Origin of the sequence: Labedaea rhizosphaerae, from assembly GCF_004362825.1 — a bacterium.
In the GTDB taxonomy this organism is placed as follows: domain Bacteria; phylum Actinomycetota; class Actinomycetes; order Mycobacteriales; family Pseudonocardiaceae; genus Labedaea; species Labedaea rhizosphaerae.
Map to the genome: position 1 here is coordinate 100,784 of NZ_SNXZ01000003.1, position 16,950 is coordinate 117,733.

Sequence of the window (16,950 nt, forward strand, 5' to 3'; positions counted from 1 at the left end):
AGGATTCCCCGTCCATCAGACCGAAGTCCCTTGTCCGGCACTGTGCTGCGGTGTCCATGTCCTCGCCCATCAGGATTCCCCGTCCATCAGACCGAAGTCCCTTGTCCGGCACTGTGCTGCGGTGTCCATGTCCTCGCCCATCAGGATTCCCCGTCCATCAGACCGAAGTACTTCGCTGCGGTGTCCATGTCCTTGTCGCCGCGACCGGACAGGCTCACCAGGATCACGCCCTCGGGACCCAGTTCCTGACCGAGCTTCATGGCTCCGGCCAGCGCGTGCGACGACTCGATCGCCGGGATGATGCCCTCGGTGCGCGACAGCAGCCGGAACGCGGTCATCGCCTCGTCGTCGGTCACCGACCGGTACTCGGCGCGGCCGCTGTCCTTGAGGTAGGAGTGCTCGGGTCCGACGCCCGGGTAGTCCAGGCCCGCGGAGATCGAGTATGCCTCGATGGTCTGGCCGTCCTCGTCCTGCAGCAGGTAGGAGAACGCGCCGTGCAGCATGCCCGGCGTGCCCTCGGACAGGGTCGCGCCGTGCTCGCCGGAGTCGATGCCGTGCCCGCCGGGTTCCAGGCCGACCAGGCGCACGTCCTTGTCGTCGATGAACCCGTGGAAGATGCCGATCGCGTTGGACCCGCCACCGACGCAAGCGGCCACGACGTCGGGCAGCCGACCGGCCTTCTCCAGCATCTGCTGGCGGGCCTCGGCGCCGATCACCTTGTGGAAGTTGCGCACCAGCACCGGGAACGGGTGCGCGCCGGCCGCCGTGCCCAGCAGGTAGTGCGTGGTGTCCACATTGGTCACCCAGTCGCGCAGCGCCTCGTTGATGGCGTCCTTGAGGGTGCGCGAACCGGTCTTCACCGGGATGACCTCGGCGCCGAGCAGCCGCATCCGGGCGACGTTCAACGCCTGGCGCTCGGTGTCGACCTCGCCCATGTAGATCGTGCAGTCGAGGCCGAAGAGCGCGCACGCCGTCGCGGTGGCGACACCGTGCTGACCCGCGCCGGTCTCGGCGATGACCCGCTTCTTGCCCATCCGCTTGGTGAGCAACGCCTGGCCCAGCACATTGTTGATCTTGTGAGAGCCGGTGTGGTTGAGGTCCTCGCGCTTGAGCCAGATCTGCGCACCACCGCAGTGCTCGGCGAACCGGGGCGCCTCGGTCAGCAGCGACGGGCGGCCCGCGTAGTCACGCAGCAGCTTGTGGAACTCGTCGAGGAAGTCCGGATCGACGCGGGCCTTGTCGTACTCGGCGGAGAGCTCCTCCAGGGCGCCGATCAGCGCCTCGGGCATGAAGCGCCCGCCGAACGGGCCGAAGTGGCCGCGCTCGTCGGGGTCGTGCTCCGACGGGGCGTGCAGGTCCTTGTCGTCCAGCTCCGGAGCCTGGTCAGTCTGGTCCCCGCTCATCGGCTCGGCCTCGGGCAGGCCGGGTGCGAACCGGCGGTGACCAGCTTGACCAGCGCGGCCTTCGGGTCGTCGCTGGCCACGAGCCCCTCGCCGACCAGCACGGCGTCCGCGCCGGCCCCGGCGTAGGTCATCAGGTCGCTGGGCCCGCGCACGCCGGACTCGGCCACCTTCACGGTCTCGAACGGCAGGCCGGTCGCGATGCGGTGGAACATGTCGCGGTCGACCTCGAGGGTGTGCAGGTTGCGGGCGTTCACGCCGATCACCGACGCGCCCGCCTCCAGCGCGCGGTCGGCCTCCTCGGCGGTGTGCACCTCGACCAGCGCGGTCATCCCGAGCGACTCGACGCGGTCGAGCAACGACACGAGCGCGTTCTGCTCGAGCGCGGCCACGATCAGCAGCACCAGGTCGGCGCCGTGCGCGCGGGCCTCGTGCACCTGGTACGGGCTGACGATGAAGTCCTTGCGCAGCAAGGGAACGTCGACCGCGGCGCGGACCGCGTCGAAGTCGGCGAGCGAGCCGCCGAAGCGCCGCTGCTCGGTCAGCACGCTGATCACCCGCGCGCCGGCGTCGGCGTAGTCGCGGGCCAGCTCGGCCGGGTCGGCGATGTCGGCGAGGTCGCCCTTGGACGGGCTGCGCCGCTTGACCTCGGCGATCACGCCCACGTCGGACCCGCGCAGCGCGCTGAACGCGTCCTTGGGCGCCGGCGCCTTCGCGGCCAGCTCCTTCAGCTGCTCGAACGGCAGCGCGGCCTCCCGCACGGCCAGGTCCTCGCGCACACCGTCGATGATCGAATCGAGAACACTCATGCCGCACCTCCAAGGGTGCCGACCGGTTGCGCTGCCACGGGCTTGATCCCGCACCCCGTCACGTCGACGAGTCTTATTCCCACTTCGCCCCCGGACGACCGAACGCGCACACCGAGTCCCGTTGGCACCTGACCATCGGGCTCGTGTGAATAAGCCTCGCTCACAAGCAGTGCCCCTTCCGCCCGGAATGGATGCTAACCCCGTCCACTTGGCCACTTCCGGTCAGGGTCGGCGCTCACCCGGACCGGGTAGTCGGGTCCTCACCCTGCGAAAGTGCCTGCCACAACTCGGAGTCCGCGTCCTTGGGCCGTTCGCGCGCCGGTCCGCTCTGATACGACGAGCCCAACCGGGGCATCCCCGTGGAGTAACGCACCACCAGCGCGCCCGCCGCCAGGACGAGCACGCCACCGAGCCCGGCAACCGTTCTGGCCCAAGGGAACAACGACCCACCGGTACTCGCTTCGCCGGCCAGCAGGGCCAGCAGCGGCGTGCCGAACCCGGCGAGCGCGAGCAGGCCGCCGACCACCCGCCGCGCCCAGCCGCCGACCGCGATCGTGCCCGCGATCCCGGCCAGCGCGAGCAAGGCGAGCGGCACCAGGGCGGGCACCTCGTCCCCGCCGGTGTGCCGCACGGGGATGCGCGCGCCCGATCCCGGCCGGATCTCGATCGCCGTGGTCCACGTCAGCCGCGCGGCGAACCACAACGCGACCGCACCGGCCAGCAACAGCACCACGACCAGCAGGAGCGCCTTGCGGCCCGGGGCTGTCTTGCGGTCCGGGGCTGTTTCGCGGCCCTGGTCAGGCACCGGAGGCACCGGCCGGGCGCATGGTCCCCGCGGCGGCGATCGCGGCGAGCACCGCGCGGGCCTTGTTCACGCACTCGGTGTCCTCGGCGACGGGGTCGGAATCGGCGACGACCCCGGCCCCGGCCTGCACGTATGCGACGCCGTCGCGGACGACCGCCGTGCGGATGGCGATCGCGGTGTCGGCATCCCCGGCGAAGTCCAGGTAGCCGACGACCCCGCCGTAGAGGCCACGGCGGGTGGGTTCCAGCTGCTCGATCAGCTCCATCGCCCGCGGCTTCGGCGCACCGGACAGGGTGCCTGCCGGGAAGCAGGCGGCGACCGCGTCGAACGCCGTCTTGCCCTCGGCCAGCTCGCCGGTCACGGTCGACACGATGTGCATGACGTGGCTGTAGCGCTCGACCCGGAAGAACTCGACCACGTGCACCGAGCCGGGCCGGCAGACCCGGCCGAGGTCGTTGCGGCCGAGGTCCACGAGCATCAGGTGCTCGGCGCGCTCCTTCTCGTCGGCCAGCAGGTCCTTCTCCAGCAGCGCGTCCTCGTCCGGGTCGGGGCTGCGCCAGCGCGTGCCCGCGATCGGGTGCATGGTCGCCTTGCGGTCGTGCACGGTGACCAGGGCCTCCGGGCTCGACCCGACGATGGTGAACCCGTCGAGGCGCAGCAGGTACATGTACGGGCTCGGGTTCGTGTTGCGCAGCACCCGGTAGATGTCGAGCGGGTCGGAGTCGGTCGCCATCTCGAACCGCTGCGAGATCACCGTCTGGAACGCCTCACCCGCGCGGATGGCCTCCTTGGCGGTGAGCACGGCCTGCCCGTACTCCTCGGTGGTGCGCCGGCGGGTGAACTCCGGCTTCGGCCGGTCGAACACGACCGCGCTCGGCTCGGCGGGCGTGCGCAGGCCCTCGGTCATGACGTCGAGCCTGCGGACGGCGTCGTCGTAGGCGGCGTCGACCCGCTCGGGGCTGTCGTCCCAGTTCACCGCGTTGGCGATGAGCGTGATCGTGCCCTCGTGGTGGTCGAGCGCGGCGAGGTCGGTGGCCAGCAGCATCACCAGTTCGGGCAGCTTCAGGTCGTCGACGCAGAGGTCCGGCAGGCGTTCGAGGCGGCGCACGGCGTCGTAGCCGATGAACCCGACCATGCCGCCGGTCAGCGGCGGCAGACCCGGCAGCGGCTCGGTGTGCAGGGCCTCGAGGGTCTCGCGCAACGCGACCAGCGGGTCGCCACCGGCCGGGAGGCCGACCGGCGGCGTGCCGGTCCAGTAGGCCTCGCCGCCGCGCGCGGTGAGCGCGGCGGGGCTGTGCACGCCGACGAACGACCAGCGCGACCACGACCGGCCGTTCTCCGCGGACTCGAACAGGAAAGTGCCGGGCCGCTGCCCGGCGAGTTTGCGGTAGACCCCGACCGGCGTCTCGCCGTCGCCGAGGACCGTGCGGACCACGGGGACGACGCGCCGCTCGGCGGCCAGGGCGTGGAATTCCTCGCGGGTCGGGCGCACGACGCCCATTCCGGCCGGGGCGGGTATGGATCCAACAGCGGTCGTGGACGTCGCAGTCGACATGGCCTCCATTGTGCCGTGCGTGCCCGGCCGGATGCTCTCCGGCCACAATTCATGGGATGTTGGAAAAGCAGGACCCGCTGGGTGATGATGGGATGATGAGCGTGACCCGAGGCGAAGAATCGGCCGTGAAGCGGCGCGGCAGGCGACCCGCGGGCGCGGACACCCGCAGCGCGCTCGTGTCGGCCGCGCGGGCGGTGTTCGCCGAGCAGGGTTACGACGGCGCGACGGTTCGCTCCATCGCGACCCGCGCGGGCGTGGACGCGGCCATGGTCAACCACTGGTTCGGGGGCAAGGAGGGCCTGTTCGCCGAGGCGATCCTCGACCTGCCGATCAAGCCGAACGACATCCTCGCCCTGCTGAACGCGGGTCCGGTCGACGAGCTGGGCCCGCGGATCGTGCGGACGTTCCTCACCGTCTGGGACGACACCGGCGGCGAGCACTTCGCCGCGCTGGTGCGCAGCGTGACCGGCCACGAGGCGGCGGCCCACGTGCTGCGCGACTTCTTCCTCAAGCACGTGTTCATCTCGCTGGCCAACACCGTGACCGAGGACCGGCCCGACCTGCGCGCCAACCTGGTCGCCTCGCAGCTGGTCGGCATGGGCGTGGCCCGCTACGTGATCAAGTTCGAGCCGCTGGCCCACACCCCGATCCCCGAACTCGTCGCCGCGGTCGGGCCCACGCTGCAGCGCTACCTGACCGGCGAGCTCTGATCCGTCAGCAGCACGTCGCTGTCGAAGCAAGTGTGGGTTCCGGTGTGGCAGGCGGGACCGGTCTGGTCGACCTCGACCAGCACCGCGTCGCCATCGCAGTCGAGGCGCACCGAGCGCACGTGCTGGCGGTGCCCCGACGTCTCGCCCTTGACCCACTGGCGGTTGCGGCTGCGCGAGAAGTAGGTCGCCTCGCGGGTGGCCAAGGTCCGGGCCAGGGCCTCGTCGTCCATCCAGGCCACCATCAGCACGTCGCCGGTGCCGTGCTGCTGCACCACCGCGCAGACCAGGCCCTCGGCGTTGCGCTTGAGCCGTGCACTGATGGCCGGGTCCAATCCGCTCACCCGGCCATCATCGCACCCGCGCTCTAGAAGCCGTCGGAGAACTTGCCGCCGCACTTGTCGGTCAGCGTCTGCCCGGCGTTCTTGACCTCGGTCGAGTTCAGCACGGCCGAGTTGTCGAGCTTGTCGAGGTCACCGACGGTCTTGATCTCGCCGAGGGCCTTGGTCAGCGCCGTCGCCGTGACGGTCAGCGCGTCGCCCAGCTCGGTGTCGGTGGCGATCTTGCCCTGGGCGGTGAACGTGGTGGCGATCTTGCCCATGTTGCGCTTGAACACGGTGACCGCGGCCTTCTGCGCGTCACCGCCGTTGCTCTTGGCTTCGGCGATCACGTCGGTCTTCATCTTGTCCTGGGCGACCAGGTCCAGGGACTTCTCGGCCGTGGCGCACACCTGCTTGGTGTTGCCCGCGGCGTCGGTCGACCCGCCGGCGCTCGACGACGGCGCCGAAGCCGACGAGCTCGCCGCGGGCGTGCTGGTCGCGGTGGTGGTCGTGGGCGTCTTGGCGGCGGTGTCGTCCCCGCCGGAACACCCGGAGAGCAGGGCGGCAGCCACCGCGGCGGTGAACATGGCGGTGACGAGTGCTGTGCGCATGGAATCCCCTCGGGTGTCATCCGGCCGGATTCGGCCGGATGGCGCAAAGGGTATCCGTCCCGATTTCCGGAGATGCCCGGAATGGGGAAACGTCAGGCGCGACCGGCGAGGTGCATGCGCGCGGGCTTGGTGTTCACCAGCACGACCGAGTACAGGTAGGCCGCCGCGAGCACGCCGGACAGCGTGCGCAGCCACCAGACCTGGTTGCCCATGACCACCAGCAGGTGCAGCAGCACCGGCAACACGGCCGCGATGCCGAAGAGCAACTGCACGTTGCGGGGCCGCCAGATCAACAGCGCGACCGCGACGACGGCCAGCACGAGCAGGTAGATCGGCACCGGCAGCAGCCCGCTGCCGCCCTCGGTGATCTGCCGGACGATGGCCACCAGCAGGAACACCAGCGCGGCGCCGGCGTTGACCCCCATGGCCAGCCACACCTCGAGCGGGCGCCGGGTCATGGCCGTCAGCTGCTTCGGATCCTCTTCGGTCACCGCACCTCAACTCCCGCCGCGGCAAGGGTTTGCTTGACCTCGCCGATCCGCAACTGTCCGAAGTGGAACACGCTGGCCGCGAGCACCGCGTCCGCGCCGGCCGCGACCGCGGGCGGGAAGTGCGCGAGCTCGCCCGCGCCGCCGCTGGCGATCAACGGCACCTCGACCACGGCCCGCACCAGCTCCACCAGCGGCAGGTCGAAGCCCGCCTTGGTGCCGTCGGCGTCCATGGAGTTCAGCAGGATCTCCCCCGCGCCGAGTTCCTGCCCGCGCCGGGCCCACTCGACCGCGTCGATGCCGGTGCCGCGGCGGCCGCCGTGCGTGGTGACCTCGAAGCCGGACGGCGTCGGCGCGCCGCCCTCGGGCACCCGACGGGCGTCCACCGACAGCACCACGCACTGCGCGCCGAACCGGCGCGAGGCCTCGGCGAGGAACTCCGGTCGCGCGATGGCCGCGGTGTTGATGCTGACCTTGTCCGCGCCCGCCCGCAGCAGACGGTCCACATCGGACACCTCACGGACGCCGCCGCCCACGGTCAGCGGGATGAAGACCTGCTCCGCGGTGCGGCGCACGACGTCGTAGGTGGTCTCGCGGTTGCCCGAGGACGCGGTCACGTCCAGGAAGGTCAGCTCGTCGGCGCCCTCGGCGTCGTAGACCCGGGCGAGCTCGACCGGGTCGCCGGCATCGCGCAGGTCGGTGAAGTTGACGCCCTTCACCACGCGTCCCGCGTCCACGTCGAGACACGGGATCACCCGCACCGCCACTGCCATGCCGCCAAGCCTACGGGCCAGCGATACTGACCAGGGCAAGGGAGGACCACATGGCACGGGCGGGGCGGCGCCCCGGGCAGACCGAGACGCGCGAGGCGATCCTCGCGGCCGCGCGCGAGCGGTTCGGCACGCACGGGTACGACGGCACGACCATCCGCGCCATCGCCGCCGACGCCGACGTGAACCCGGCCCTGGTGCACCACTTCTTCGGCAGCAAGGACAAGGTCTTCGCCGCGGCGATGCACCTGCCCGTCGACCCGGCCGTGATGGTCGGCACCATCCTCGACGGCCCGCGCTCGGGCGTCGGCGAGCGGCTGGTGCGCCTGTTCCTGATGTTGTGGGAGACCCCGCAGCCGCGGGCCGCGTTCTTCGGGCTGCTGCGCTCGGTGTCCACCAACGAGCAGGCCGCGACGATGATGCGCCAGTTCATCCAGCGGGCCGTGCTGGCCAAGGTCGCCACGGAGCTGGGCGTGCCACCGCTGCGGGTGACCGGCATGGCCGCGCAGCTGTTCGGGCTCGCGCTGGTGCGGTACGTGGTGAAGGTCGAGCCGCTGGCCGGGGCCTCGCACGACGAGGTCGTCGCCATGATCGCGCCGGTGTTGCAGGGCTACATCGGCGGCTGAAGGACCAAGTCCCGCTTGACAGCGGTTTTCCACGGCCGCAGAATTAAACACATGACTAATTCCGCGATCGTCGTGGCCGGGCTCCGCGTCATCCGCGGTGGCCGCGACGTGCTCCGCGACCTCTCCTTCACCGTCGAGCCCGGCTCGGTGACCGGCCTGCTCGGGCCGAGCGGGTGCGGCAAGACCACGCTGATGCGCGCCATCGTCGGCGTCCAGCTCACCCACGGTGGGAGCGTGACCGTGCTCGGCGAACCGGCGGGCAGCAAGCCGCTGCGCAACCGGATCGGCTACGCCACCCAGAACCCGGCCGTCTACGCCGACCTGACGATCACCGAATCGCTGCGCTACTTCGCGTCCGTGCTCGGTGCGCCGCGCGCCTCGGTGGCCGAGGTGATCGAGCAGGTGGGCCTGACCTCGCACGCCGACGTGCTGGTAGGCCAGCTCTCCGGCGGCCAGCGCGGGCGGGCGAGCCTCGCCGTGGCCCTGCTCGGCTCCCCCGAACTGCTGGTGCTCGACGAGCCGACCGTCGGCCTCGACCCGGTGCTGCGCGAGCACCTGTGGGACCTGTTCCACCGGCTCGCCGCGCAGGGCACGACGCTCGTGGTGTCCAGCCACGTGATGGACGAGGCGGCGCGCTGCACGCGGCTGCTGCTCATGCGTGAAGGCGTGCTGCTCGCCGACGACTCGCCGGACGCGCTGCGCGCGGAGACCGGCCAACAGGACCTGGAGCAAGCCTTCCTACACCTGGTGCGCGAGAAGGAGCACACCTCATGAGTGCCTCGATCACTTTGGCGACCACTCGCCGGATCCTCAACCAACTGCGCCACGACCCGCGCACCGTCGTGATGCTCGTCCTGGTGCCGACGCTGCTGATGGTGTTGCTGCGCTTCGTGTTCAACTCGGCGGTGGTGTTCAGCCACGTCGCCCCCGCGCTGCTCGGCGTTTTCCCGTTCGTGATCATGTTCCTGATCGCGTCGATCACGACGTTGCGCGAGCGCACGACCGGGACGCTCGAACGCCTGATGACCATGCCACTGGGGAAGTTCGACCTGCTGGCGGGCTATGCGCTGGCGTTCGGCCTCGTGGCGGTGGTGCAGGTGCTCGTGGCGGCCGCCGTGAGCCTGTGGTGGCTCGGGCTCACCGTCCAGGGCTCGGTGTGGTCGCTGCTGTTGATCACCGCGCTGGACGCGTTGCTGGGCATGGCCCTGGGGTTGTTCGTCAGCGCGTTCGCGACGACGGAGTTCCAGGCCATCCAGTTCATGCCGGTCTTCGTGCTGCCGCAGGCGTTGCTGTGCGGGCTCTTCCAGCCCCGCTCGGAGATGGGCTGGCTGCTCAACTGGCTCTCGGACGTGATGCCGTTGTCGTACGCGGTGGAGGCGCTGCAGCAGGTGACGGGCGGGGCCGAGTGGACCGCCACGCTGACGCGGAACCTGTTGGTGGTCCTGGGTTGCGCGTTGCTCGCCCTGGCCCTGGGTGCGGCCACCCTGCGCCGCCGCACGCCCTGACGGGCGTGTCCCCCACTCACCGCGGGTGTGTCCCACACCGGGAGCGCATGTGTCCCACACTGGGGTCGGGTGTGTCCCACACTCGGCGTAGGCGTGTCCCACACTCGGTGCCCGCCGGATGTGGAACACACCCAGCGCGAGTGTGGGACACACCCAGCGCGAACGTGGGACACACCCGGCCGGAGCGGAGGACACACCCGGCGCGAGTGTGGGACACGCCCGGCGTTACAGGCGGGTGCCGGCCTTTTGGATCGAGTGCGTGCCGGAGGCCACGGCCATCGACGTCGAGTACTTCACGCCGGTGGTCGGGCTGGTGCGGTCGTTGAGGTAGTACCAGTCGGCCTGCACGCGCTGGGCGTTCACGTCGACGACCGAATACCCGTGCGAGTCCAGCTCCACCAGCTTCACGTGCGGGTTGTACCCGCGCAGGATCGCTTCCACCGCAAGGGATCCGGTGCGCGGCGGGATGTTCAGGATGTCGTCGATGTTGTCGCTGGTCACCGACGGCGTCACGAACTCCGTCGCCACCGCCGCGCCGCCCTTCTGCACCGGCACGTTCGCGGCCCACGACGTGTGGATGTCGCCGGTCAGGAACACGGTGTTCTGGATGTTGTTGTCGGCGATGTGCGACAACAACTCCGTGCGGTCGGCGGTGTAGCCGTCCCAGGCGTCCGCGTTGGAGGCGACGCCGCCGATCGGGATGCCGAGCAGGTCACCCAGGGCTTGCATGACCACCGCCGCCAGCCCGGTGACGGCGATCGGCGTGATCATCACCGAGTTGCCGACGAGCTTCCACTGCGCCGGCGACGACGCGAGGCCGCCCTTGAGCCATTCCATCTGCGCGTCGCCGGTGATGGTGCGGCTCGGGTCGTCCATGCCGCCCTCGATCGCCGTGACCTGCTTCGAGCGGTAGCTGCGCAGGTCCAGCAACGAGAACTCGGCGAGCCGGCCCCACCGCACGGTGCGGTAGATCGTGTTGCCCGGGCCCAGCCGCACCGGCATCCACTCCGAGTACGCCTGCTGCGCCGCCGCCTTGCGCGCGCTCCACGGGCCTTCGGTGTCGGGCTGGTGGTTCTGCGCGCCGTCCGACCACGTGTCGTTGGCGTACTCGTGGTCGTCCCACGTGATCAGCCACGGGTGCAGGGCGTGCAGCGCCTGCACGTCCGGGTCGGTCTTGTACTGCGCGTGGCGCTGCCGGTAGTCGGTGAGCGTCACGATCTCGTGCTCGGGCACGTGCGGGCGGATGGTCTTGTCCCGCGCGCCGTATCCACCCACTTGGTACTCGTAGAGGTAGTCGCCGACGTGCAGGATGGCGTCGAGGTCGGTGCGCGCGGCGAGGTGGCGGTAGGAGCCGAAGTAGCCGCCCTGCCAGTTCGCGCACGACACCAGGCCCATCCGCAGGCCGGCCACGGCGGCGTCCGGCGCGGGTGCGGTGCGGGTGCGCCCGATCGACGACGTCGCGCCGTCGAGGGTGAACCGGTAGTAGTACGTGGTGGCCGGGCTCAGGCCGGCGACGTCCACCTTCACGGTGTGGTCGCGCTCGGGTCCGGTGGTCACGACACCGGAGCGCACGATCGAGCCGAAGCCCGAGTCGGTGGCGACGTCCCAGCGGACGTCGACGGTCGGGCCCTGGCCGGAGCCGGGCAGGGAGTCGGAGGTCGGGGTCACGCGCGTCCACAGCAGGACGCCGTCGGGTAGAGGATCGCCAGAAGCGACGCCGTGCGCGAACTGCGGCGCCGCGTCGGCACTGGCCGTGGCCGCGATCGCGGCCGGCACGAGGAGCGCACCACCGGCGATGGCGGCGGTGCGCAAGAACGAACGACGATCCAGCGGAGTCGAGGTCACGCCTTAAAGTGATACATCATTGGCGCAAGTGTCACAGCAACCGTTCGGAGGGTTTTCCCGCACTGTTCACCCGATTTACGATGGGGCATGGACTCGCACGTCCTTGGGAACGTGCTGATCTACGCGGTGCTCGTCGTCATGCCGAGCGCCGTCGTGGCGCTGTTGTTCGCCCTGCCCAAGTTCTTCGGCGCCCTGCGCGACCTGCGTGACCGCAGACGCCCGCCGGTCCCCGTCAAGCCACCGATCGAACGGCTGGCCGCCGACCTGCGCCGGGTGGACAAGGCGATCCGCGAGCTGCCCGACGGCACCAGCATCGTCCGCCGCCGCGGCACCCAGCAGGCCTACGATGCGCTGCTGTGCCAGGCCTGCGATGCTCTGTGCGTGCCTGCCGAACTCGACAAGCTGCCCGACGGGCTCGACCGTGAGCTCGAACGCGCGCGCGTCGAGGTGGAACTGCAACGCGCCGGGCTCGTGATCCGGTGACCGCCGAGGAACTCGGGGCCGGGAAGTACCTGCTGCTCACCACCTTCCGCCGTGAGGGCACCGCCGTGCCGACGCCGGTGTGGGTGGTCGCCGACGGCGAAGCGCTCTACGCGTGGTCCGCGGCGGACGCGGGCAAGGTCAAGCGGATCCGCCGCGACGGCGCGGTGCTGCTCGCCGAGTGCGACTTCAAGGGCAACCCCAGCGGACCGTCGCACCCGGGCACCGCACGGCTGATGGACGCCGAGGGAACCGAACGCGTGCGCGAGCTCATCCGGCGCAAGTACGGGATCACCGGCCGCCTGACCCTGTTCGGCAGCCGCCTGCGCCGCGGCAAGAGCGGCACGATCGGGATCGAGCTCCGGCTCCGCTAGCGGACCGCGGCCAGCGCTTCGGGCAGGGTGAACTTGCCCGCGTACAAGGCTTTGCCGACGATCGCGCCCTCCACGCCGAGGTCGGCCAGGCCCGCGAGCGCCCGCAGATCGTCCACACTGGACACCCCGCCGGATGCGATGACCGGCCGGTCGGTGGCCGCGCAGACCGCGCGCAACAGGTCGAGGTTCGGACCCTGCAGGGTGCCGTCCTTGCTCACGTCGGTGAGCACGTAGCGGGCGCAGCCGTCGGCGTCGAGCCGGGCCAGCACCTCCCACAGGTCCCCGCCGTCGCGGGTCCAGCCGCGCGCGGCGAGCCGGTGCTCGCCGTCGACCACCCGCACGTCGAGGCCGACCGCGATCTTCTCGCCGTACTTGGCGATCACCCGCGTGCACCAGTCGGGGTACTCGAGGGCCGCGGTGCCCAGGTTCACCCGCGCGCAGCCGGTGGACAGCGCCGTGGCCAGCGAGTCGTCGTCGCGGATCCCGCCGGAGAGCTCGACCTTGACGTCCAGCTCGCCGATCACCGCGGCCAGCTGCTCGGCGTTGGAGCCACGGCCGAACGCGGCGTCGAGGTCCACCAGGTGGACCCACTCGGCGCCGTCGCGCTGCCAGGTGCGCGCGGCCTCGGCCGGGTCGCCGTAGGAGGTCTCGGTGCCCGCCGCGCCCTGGACGAGCCGGACCGCTTTCCCATCGGCCACGTCGACGGCCGGGAGCAGGGTGAACGTCACGGCGACGACCCTAGTGCACGGACGAGAGCCAGTTCCGCAGCAGTTCCGCGCCTGCGTCGCCGGACTTCTCCGGGTGGAACTGGGTGGCCGAGAGCGGTCCGTTCTCCACCGCGGCCACGAACTCGCTGCCGTGGGTGGCCCACGTGACCACCGGCTCGGCGATCGGCGACCCGCCCGCCAGCTCCCACTTGCGCACGCCGTAGGAGTGGACGAAGTAGAACCGGGTGGCGGGGTCCATCCCGGCGAAGAGGACCGACCTCTCGGGGGCACGCACGGTGTTCCAGCCCATGTGCGGCACGACCGGCGCGTCCAGGCGCTCCACCGTGCCCGGCCACTCGCCGCAGCCCTCGGCCTCCTCGCCGTGCTCGATCCCCCGGTCGAACAGGATCTGCATGCCGACGCAGATGCCCAGGACCGGGCGCCCACCGGCGAGCCGTCGCCCGATGATGCGGTCGCCGCGCACCGCGCGCAGCCCGGCCATGCACGCGGCGAACGCGCCGACCCCCGGCACCACGAGACCGTCGCAGTCGAGCGCGGCCTGGAAGTCCGCGCTCACCTCCACCTCCGCACCGACGCGCCGCAAGGCGCGTTCCGCGGAGCGCAGGTTGCCCGATCCGTAGTCGAGGATGACGACGCGTGTCACCCCTCCAGCGTAGGTCAGCCCAGGAAGCCGGTGAGGGCCGACCGAATGCCCGCGGCGTCGAGGCCGTGCACGCCGTCGTGGTCCTCGGGCCTGCCGTACGCGCGGACCTCGACGTCACGGCGCACGCCGAGCGAGCGCAACCGGTGTGGCATGTCCCACAACGCCTCCGCGACCTGGTGCGCCGACGTGCCCGCGAGGTAGGGCTCGACGAGCAGCACCGACGGGTTGGTCGACTGGGCGGCCGCGCGCAGGCCCACGTGGTCGAACGGCCGGACCGTCGCCGCGTAGAGGACGGTGACGTCCTGCTGCTCGGTCGCGGCGAGCACGGCGTCGAGCGTCGTGCCCACCGCGACCACCACCCCTCGGCTGCCGTGGCGCACGGCCGTGAATCCCCCGCCGACCGGGAACGCCGCGGCGTTTTCGCGTGTGGACAGTCGCAGGTAGACGCGGCCGTCGCCGTCGAGCGCGTCGCGCAGCAGCGGACCGACCTCGTCGGGGTGGCCGGGCACGTGGATGGTCCAGCCGGGCAACGTGTCGAGCAGCGCGACATCGCCGGGCGCCTGGTGGGTGCGGCCCCACACCGGGTCGTCGTACGAGCCGCCGATGCTGACCAGCACCGCGCCGACGTCCTGGTGGCCGAGGTCCAGCTTGATCATCTCGAACGGCCGCTCGACCAGGAACGGCGTGTAGCTGTGCACGACCGGCCGCAGCCCGGTCAGCGCGAGACCGCCCGCCACCCCGACCATGGCCTGCTCGCGGATGCCGACGTTGATCACGCGGTCGGGGTGCCTGCGCCGCGCCTGCGCGAACGCCGCGGCGGAGATGTCCGCCGTGACCACCGCGAGGCGTGGATCGGTGTCCAGCGCGTCGCTCACCACGTCCACGAACACCGCGCGCATGGCCGCCTTCTCGCCCGTGTCACCTTGCTTGATCATGACTGGTCCCCGATCTCGGCCACCACGAGGTGCGGCCGGCCGTCGTGGTCCTGGGTGAACGCCTGGTACAGCGCGTCGTGGTCGCGTCCGTCCACAGTGGTCGTCGACCAGCCCTCGACGGCGAAGCGACGGTCGATGCCGCCGGGCCAGCCGTGGCTCGACGAGTGGTTGTCGATGGCGACGGCAGTCAGGCGGTCGAGGCCCAGTCGCCCGGCCAGCGCGATCGCCTCGTGGTTGCTGCCTTCGTCGAGCTCGCCGTCGCCGACGAGGACGAAAACCTTTGCGGTGCGGCCCTGGGCGCGCAGCCCGAGCGCGGTCCCGACCCCCAGGGCGAGACCGTGCCCCAGCGACCCGCTGCCGATCTCCACGCCCGGCACCAGCACCCGGTCGGGGTGCTGGCCCAGCGGCGAGCCGAACTCCGTCCAGTCGGCGAGGATCTCCGGGTCGATGATGCCCTTGGCGGCGAGCACCGCGTAGTACGCCATCGGGCCGTGGCCCTTGGAGAGCAGGAACCGGTCTCGATCGGGGTCGTTCGCGGTAGCCGGCATGACGTTCAGCACCCGGTCGTAGAGCACCCACAACACGTCGAGGGTCGACGCGGCCGCCCACTCGTGTTTCTCGTCCCCGGTCATCCGCTGGAACAACGCGCCGATCGTGGCGCTGTCCACTCGTTCGTCGATCGCCATGCCGTCAGCGTGCAACCTCCAGTTAAGTCGAGGTCAACAGCCCGTACTTCAAGCAAGGTGTAGGGTCTTTTGTGTGTCAGCACTGCCCGACCACCTGAGCATCGGCGAGGTCGCCACCCGCAGCGGGATCCCGCACACGGCGTTGCGCTTCTACGAGGAGCGCGGCCTGATCACGTCCACCCGCAGCGCGGGCAACCAGCGCCGGTACCCACGGGCTGTGTTGCGCCGGCTCGCGTTCATCCGCACGGCGCAACGGGTTGGGCTCTCGCTCGAGGAGATCAGCGATGCGCTGCACACGCTTCCCGATCAGCGCACCCCGACCAAGGCCGACTGGGCGAAGCTGTCGAAGTCGTGGCAGGAGGAGCTGGACACCCGCATCGACGCGTTGCAGCGGTTGCGGCAACGGCTGACGTCGTGCATCGGGTGCGGGTGCCTGTCGCTGCGGACGTGCCACCTGAGCAACCCCGGGGACGCGATGGAACCGCTCGGCCCCGGGGCACCCAGGCTGAAACCCCGCAGCGAAGGCGGGATCGACTAAAACACCAGCCCCACCGCAACCAGGACCGCGCTCGCCCAGAAGGGGCTCGGGTGCAGCGTCGCGGCCGCGACGAGCGGTCCGGCGACCGCGCCGACGTTGAGCGCGGCCGTCGCGTAGGAACCGGCCATGGTAGGCGCGTCGGCGGCGGTGTAGAGGACGCGCGCGATCAACGTGCTGCCCACCGCGAACGACGCGGCACCGAGCACGAACACCAAGCCCAGCAAGGCAATCCGGCCGGTGGCGAGCGCCAGGGCGGGCCAGCCGAGCAGCAGCAGCGGACCGCCGACGACCAGAACCTTGCGGGGTTGCCGGTCCGACCACCGGCCCGCGAGCGTGACGCCCACGAACGATCCCGCGCCGAAGAGCATCAGCGCGACCGGCACCCAGAGCCCGTCGAGCCCGGTCGCGGGCGCGAGGTAGGTGAAGCCACCGAACGTGGCCGCGTTCACCAGCGCGGCTCGCGACATGGCCCGCACCAGGCTCCGCCGCCGCAACGCCGCGAGTTCGGTGCGCAGCGGCGGGCCGTCGTCCGACCCACGCGGAATGCTCCGGAGAAGGCCGAACGCCGCGGGCAGGCAGAGCACGGCGACCGCCCAGAACGTGGCGCGCCACCCGGCCGCCACGCCGAGCAACGCCCCGCCCGGAACCCCGGCGACGGTGGCGATCGTCGTGCCGGCGAGCAGCACGGCGAGCGCGCGGCCCTTGGCGTCGGCGGGCACGAGCGCGGTCGCCGTGGTCAGCGCGATGGCGAGGAACCCGGCGTTCGCGAGCGCCGCGAGCACCCGGGTGGCCAGCAGGAGCGGGAAACTCGTCGTGACGGCGCCGACGAGGTGCGCGGCGGCGAACGCGAGCAGGAAGCCCAGCAGACAGGCCCGTCGCGGCAGCTTGCGCGCGAAGGCGGCGACCAACGGCGCGCCGACGACCATGCCGACGGCGAACGCCGAAGTGAGCGTGCCGGCCGCGCCGACGGTGACGTGAAGATCAGTGGCGATGTCCGGCAGCAGGCCGGCGAGCATGAACTCCGAAGTGCCCATCGCGAAGACGGCGAGGGCAAGCAGGTACAACACGGGTGCTCCGAGTGTTCCGAGGCGGGAAGGGACCGTCTCGGCTGCGCAGTCGATTCAG

The 16,950-nt window shown here is 71.2% G+C and carries 21 protein-coding genes; 7 read left to right on the forward strand and 14 right to left on the reverse strand.

Annotated features, from left to right (window positions below; translation table 11 throughout):
• Nucleotides 1-140: 140 nt before the first annotated feature.
• From trpB to EV186_RS17410, 4 genes are all read right to left on the reverse strand, one after another.
• On the reverse strand, nt 141-1,421 hold the full coding sequence (trpB, locus tag EV186_RS17395; RefSeq protein WP_424983160.1) for a tryptophan synthase subunit beta: 1,281 nt from the start codon (nt 1,419-1,421) through the stop codon (nt 141-143).
• The gene (trpC, locus tag EV186_RS17400; protein ID WP_133850393.1) at nt 1,400-2,209 is read right to left on the reverse strand and encodes an indole-3-glycerol phosphate synthase TrpC; all 810 of its coding nucleotides are present in this window, start codon (nt 2,207-2,209) and stop codon (nt 1,400-1,402) included. The genes trpB and trpC overlap by 22 nt, the downstream gene beginning before the upstream one ends.
• 235 nt (nt 2,210-2,444) lie before the next feature.
• Nucleotides 2,445-3,014, reverse strand: a complete 570-nt coding sequence (locus tag EV186_RS17405; RefSeq protein WP_243754110.1) for a Trp biosynthesis-associated membrane protein — start codon at nt 3,012-3,014, stop codon at nt 2,445-2,447.
• Entirely contained in the window at nt 3,007-4,569 is a 1,563-nt protein-coding gene (locus EV186_RS17410) for an anthranilate synthase component I (RefSeq protein WP_166659220.1), read from the reverse strand. Before EV186_RS17410 ends, EV186_RS17405 begins: the two co-directional genes overlap by 8 nt.
• 95 nt (nt 4,570-4,664) lie before the next feature.
• On the opposite strand from EV186_RS17410, the gene EV186_RS17415 reads away from it, so the two are divergent.
• Nucleotides 4,665-5,279, forward strand: coding sequence for a TetR/AcrR family transcriptional regulator (locus tag EV186_RS17415; protein ID WP_133851304.1), 615 nt, complete (start codon nt 4,665-4,667; stop codon nt 5,277-5,279).
• Here the strand turns inward: EV186_RS17415 and hisI are convergent.
• The 4 genes from hisI to hisF form a co-directional block, all read right to left on the reverse strand.
• On the reverse strand, nt 5,258-5,620 hold the full coding sequence (gene hisI / locus EV186_RS17420; protein WP_133850394.1) for a phosphoribosyl-AMP cyclohydrolase: 363 nt from the start codon (nt 5,618-5,620) through the stop codon (nt 5,258-5,260). The two genes, EV186_RS17415 and hisI, sit on opposite strands and share 22 nt — an antisense overlap.
• Before the next feature lie 23 nt (nt 5,621-5,643).
• Entirely contained in the window at nt 5,644-6,207 is a 564-nt protein-coding gene (locus tag EV186_RS38955; RefSeq protein ID WP_166659221.1) for a hypothetical protein, read from the reverse strand.
• Between the two features lie 92 nt (nt 6,208-6,299).
• On the reverse strand, nt 6,300-6,698 hold the full coding sequence (locus tag EV186_RS17435) for a hypothetical protein (protein ID WP_133850397.1): 399 nt from the start codon (nt 6,696-6,698) through the stop codon (nt 6,300-6,302).
• Nucleotides 6,695-7,468, reverse strand: a complete 774-nt coding sequence (gene hisF / locus EV186_RS17440) for an imidazole glycerol phosphate synthase subunit HisF (protein ID WP_133850398.1) — start codon at nt 7,466-7,468, stop codon at nt 6,695-6,697. The genes EV186_RS17435 and hisF overlap by 4 nt, the downstream gene beginning before the upstream one ends.
• A gap of 50 nt (nt 7,469-7,518) precedes the next feature.
• Here hisF and EV186_RS17445 point away from each other — a divergent pair, with 50 nt between their 5' ends.
• Genes EV186_RS17445 through EV186_RS17455 form a run of 3 tightly spaced genes read left to right on the forward strand, consistent with a single transcriptional unit; the run spans nt 7,519 to nt 9,596 of the window.
• Entirely contained in the window at nt 7,519-8,091 is a 573-nt protein-coding gene (locus EV186_RS17445; RefSeq protein WP_133850399.1) for a TetR/AcrR family transcriptional regulator, read from the forward strand.
• Nucleotides 8,092-8,142: 51 nt separating this feature from the next.
• Nucleotides 8,143-8,865, forward strand: a complete 723-nt coding sequence (locus EV186_RS17450; RefSeq protein WP_133850400.1) for an ABC transporter ATP-binding protein — start codon at nt 8,143-8,145, stop codon at nt 8,863-8,865.
• Complete coding sequence (locus EV186_RS17455) at nt 8,862-9,596, forward strand: ABC transporter permease (protein WP_133850401.1); 735 nt, start codon at nt 8,862-8,864, stop codon at nt 9,594-9,596. Before EV186_RS17450 ends, EV186_RS17455 begins: the two co-directional genes overlap by 4 nt.
• A gap of 225 nt (nt 9,597-9,821) precedes the next feature.
• Here EV186_RS17455 and EV186_RS17460 read toward each other — a convergent pair whose 3' ends face one another.
• Nucleotides 9,822-11,441 carry an alkaline phosphatase D family protein gene (locus EV186_RS17460; RefSeq protein WP_133850402.1) on the reverse strand — a complete coding sequence of 540 codons (1,620 nt, stop codon included), beginning with the start codon at nt 11,439-11,441 and terminating at the stop codon, nt 9,822-9,824.
• Nucleotides 11,442-11,528: 87 nt separating this feature from the next.
• On the opposite strand from EV186_RS17460, the gene EV186_RS17465 reads away from it, so the two are divergent.
• Nucleotides 11,529-11,924, forward strand: coding sequence for a hypothetical protein (locus tag EV186_RS17465; RefSeq protein ID WP_133850403.1), 396 nt, complete (start codon nt 11,529-11,531; stop codon nt 11,922-11,924).
• Nucleotides 11,921-12,295: a PPOX class F420-dependent oxidoreductase gene (locus EV186_RS17470; RefSeq protein ID WP_133850404.1), complete on the forward strand. Its 375-nt coding sequence runs from the start codon at nt 11,921-11,923 to the stop codon at nt 12,293-12,295. Before EV186_RS17465 ends, EV186_RS17470 begins: the two co-directional genes overlap by 4 nt.
• Here EV186_RS17470 and priA read toward each other — a convergent pair.
• Genes priA through EV186_RS17490 form a run of 4 tightly spaced genes read right to left on the reverse strand, consistent with a single transcriptional unit; the run spans nt 12,292 to nt 15,287 of the window.
• Nucleotides 12,292-13,023 carry a bifunctional 1-(5-phosphoribosyl)-5-((5-phosphoribosylamino)methylideneamino)imidazole-4-carboxamide isomerase/phosphoribosylanthranilate isomerase PriA gene (priA, locus tag EV186_RS17475; protein WP_133850405.1) on the reverse strand — a complete coding sequence of 244 codons (732 nt, stop codon included), beginning with the start codon at nt 13,021-13,023 and terminating at the stop codon, nt 12,292-12,294. The two genes, EV186_RS17470 and priA, sit on opposite strands and share 4 nt — an antisense overlap.
• Before the next feature lie 10 nt (nt 13,024-13,033).
• Nucleotides 13,034-13,666, reverse strand: coding sequence for an imidazole glycerol phosphate synthase subunit HisH (hisH, locus tag EV186_RS17480; RefSeq protein WP_133850406.1), 633 nt, complete (start codon nt 13,664-13,666; stop codon nt 13,034-13,036).
• A 14-nt stretch (nt 13,667-13,680) separates the two neighbouring features.
• Nucleotides 13,681-14,601 (reverse strand): transketolase family protein, encoded by a 921-nt coding sequence (locus EV186_RS17485; RefSeq protein ID WP_133850407.1) that lies wholly within the window; start codon nt 14,599-14,601, stop codon nt 13,681-13,683.
• Complete coding sequence (locus tag EV186_RS17490; RefSeq protein WP_208115665.1) at nt 14,598-15,287, reverse strand: thiamine pyrophosphate-dependent enzyme; 690 nt, start codon at nt 15,285-15,287, stop codon at nt 14,598-14,600. Before EV186_RS17490 ends, EV186_RS17485 begins: the two co-directional genes overlap by 4 nt.
• 73 nt (nt 15,288-15,360) lie before the next feature.
• On the opposite strand from EV186_RS17490, the gene soxR reads away from it, so the two are divergent.
• Nucleotides 15,361-15,825: a redox-sensitive transcriptional activator SoxR gene (gene soxR, locus EV186_RS17495; protein WP_133850408.1), complete on the forward strand. Its 465-nt coding sequence runs from the start codon at nt 15,361-15,363 to the stop codon at nt 15,823-15,825.
• Here the strand turns inward: soxR and EV186_RS17500 are convergent.
• The gene (locus tag EV186_RS17500; protein ID WP_279538302.1) at nt 15,822-16,892 is read right to left on the reverse strand and encodes a Cmx/CmrA family chloramphenicol efflux MFS transporter; all 1,071 of its coding nucleotides are present in this window, start codon (nt 16,890-16,892) and stop codon (nt 15,822-15,824) included. The two genes, soxR and EV186_RS17500, sit on opposite strands and share 4 nt — an antisense overlap.
• Nucleotides 16,893-16,950 lie beyond the last annotated feature (58 nt).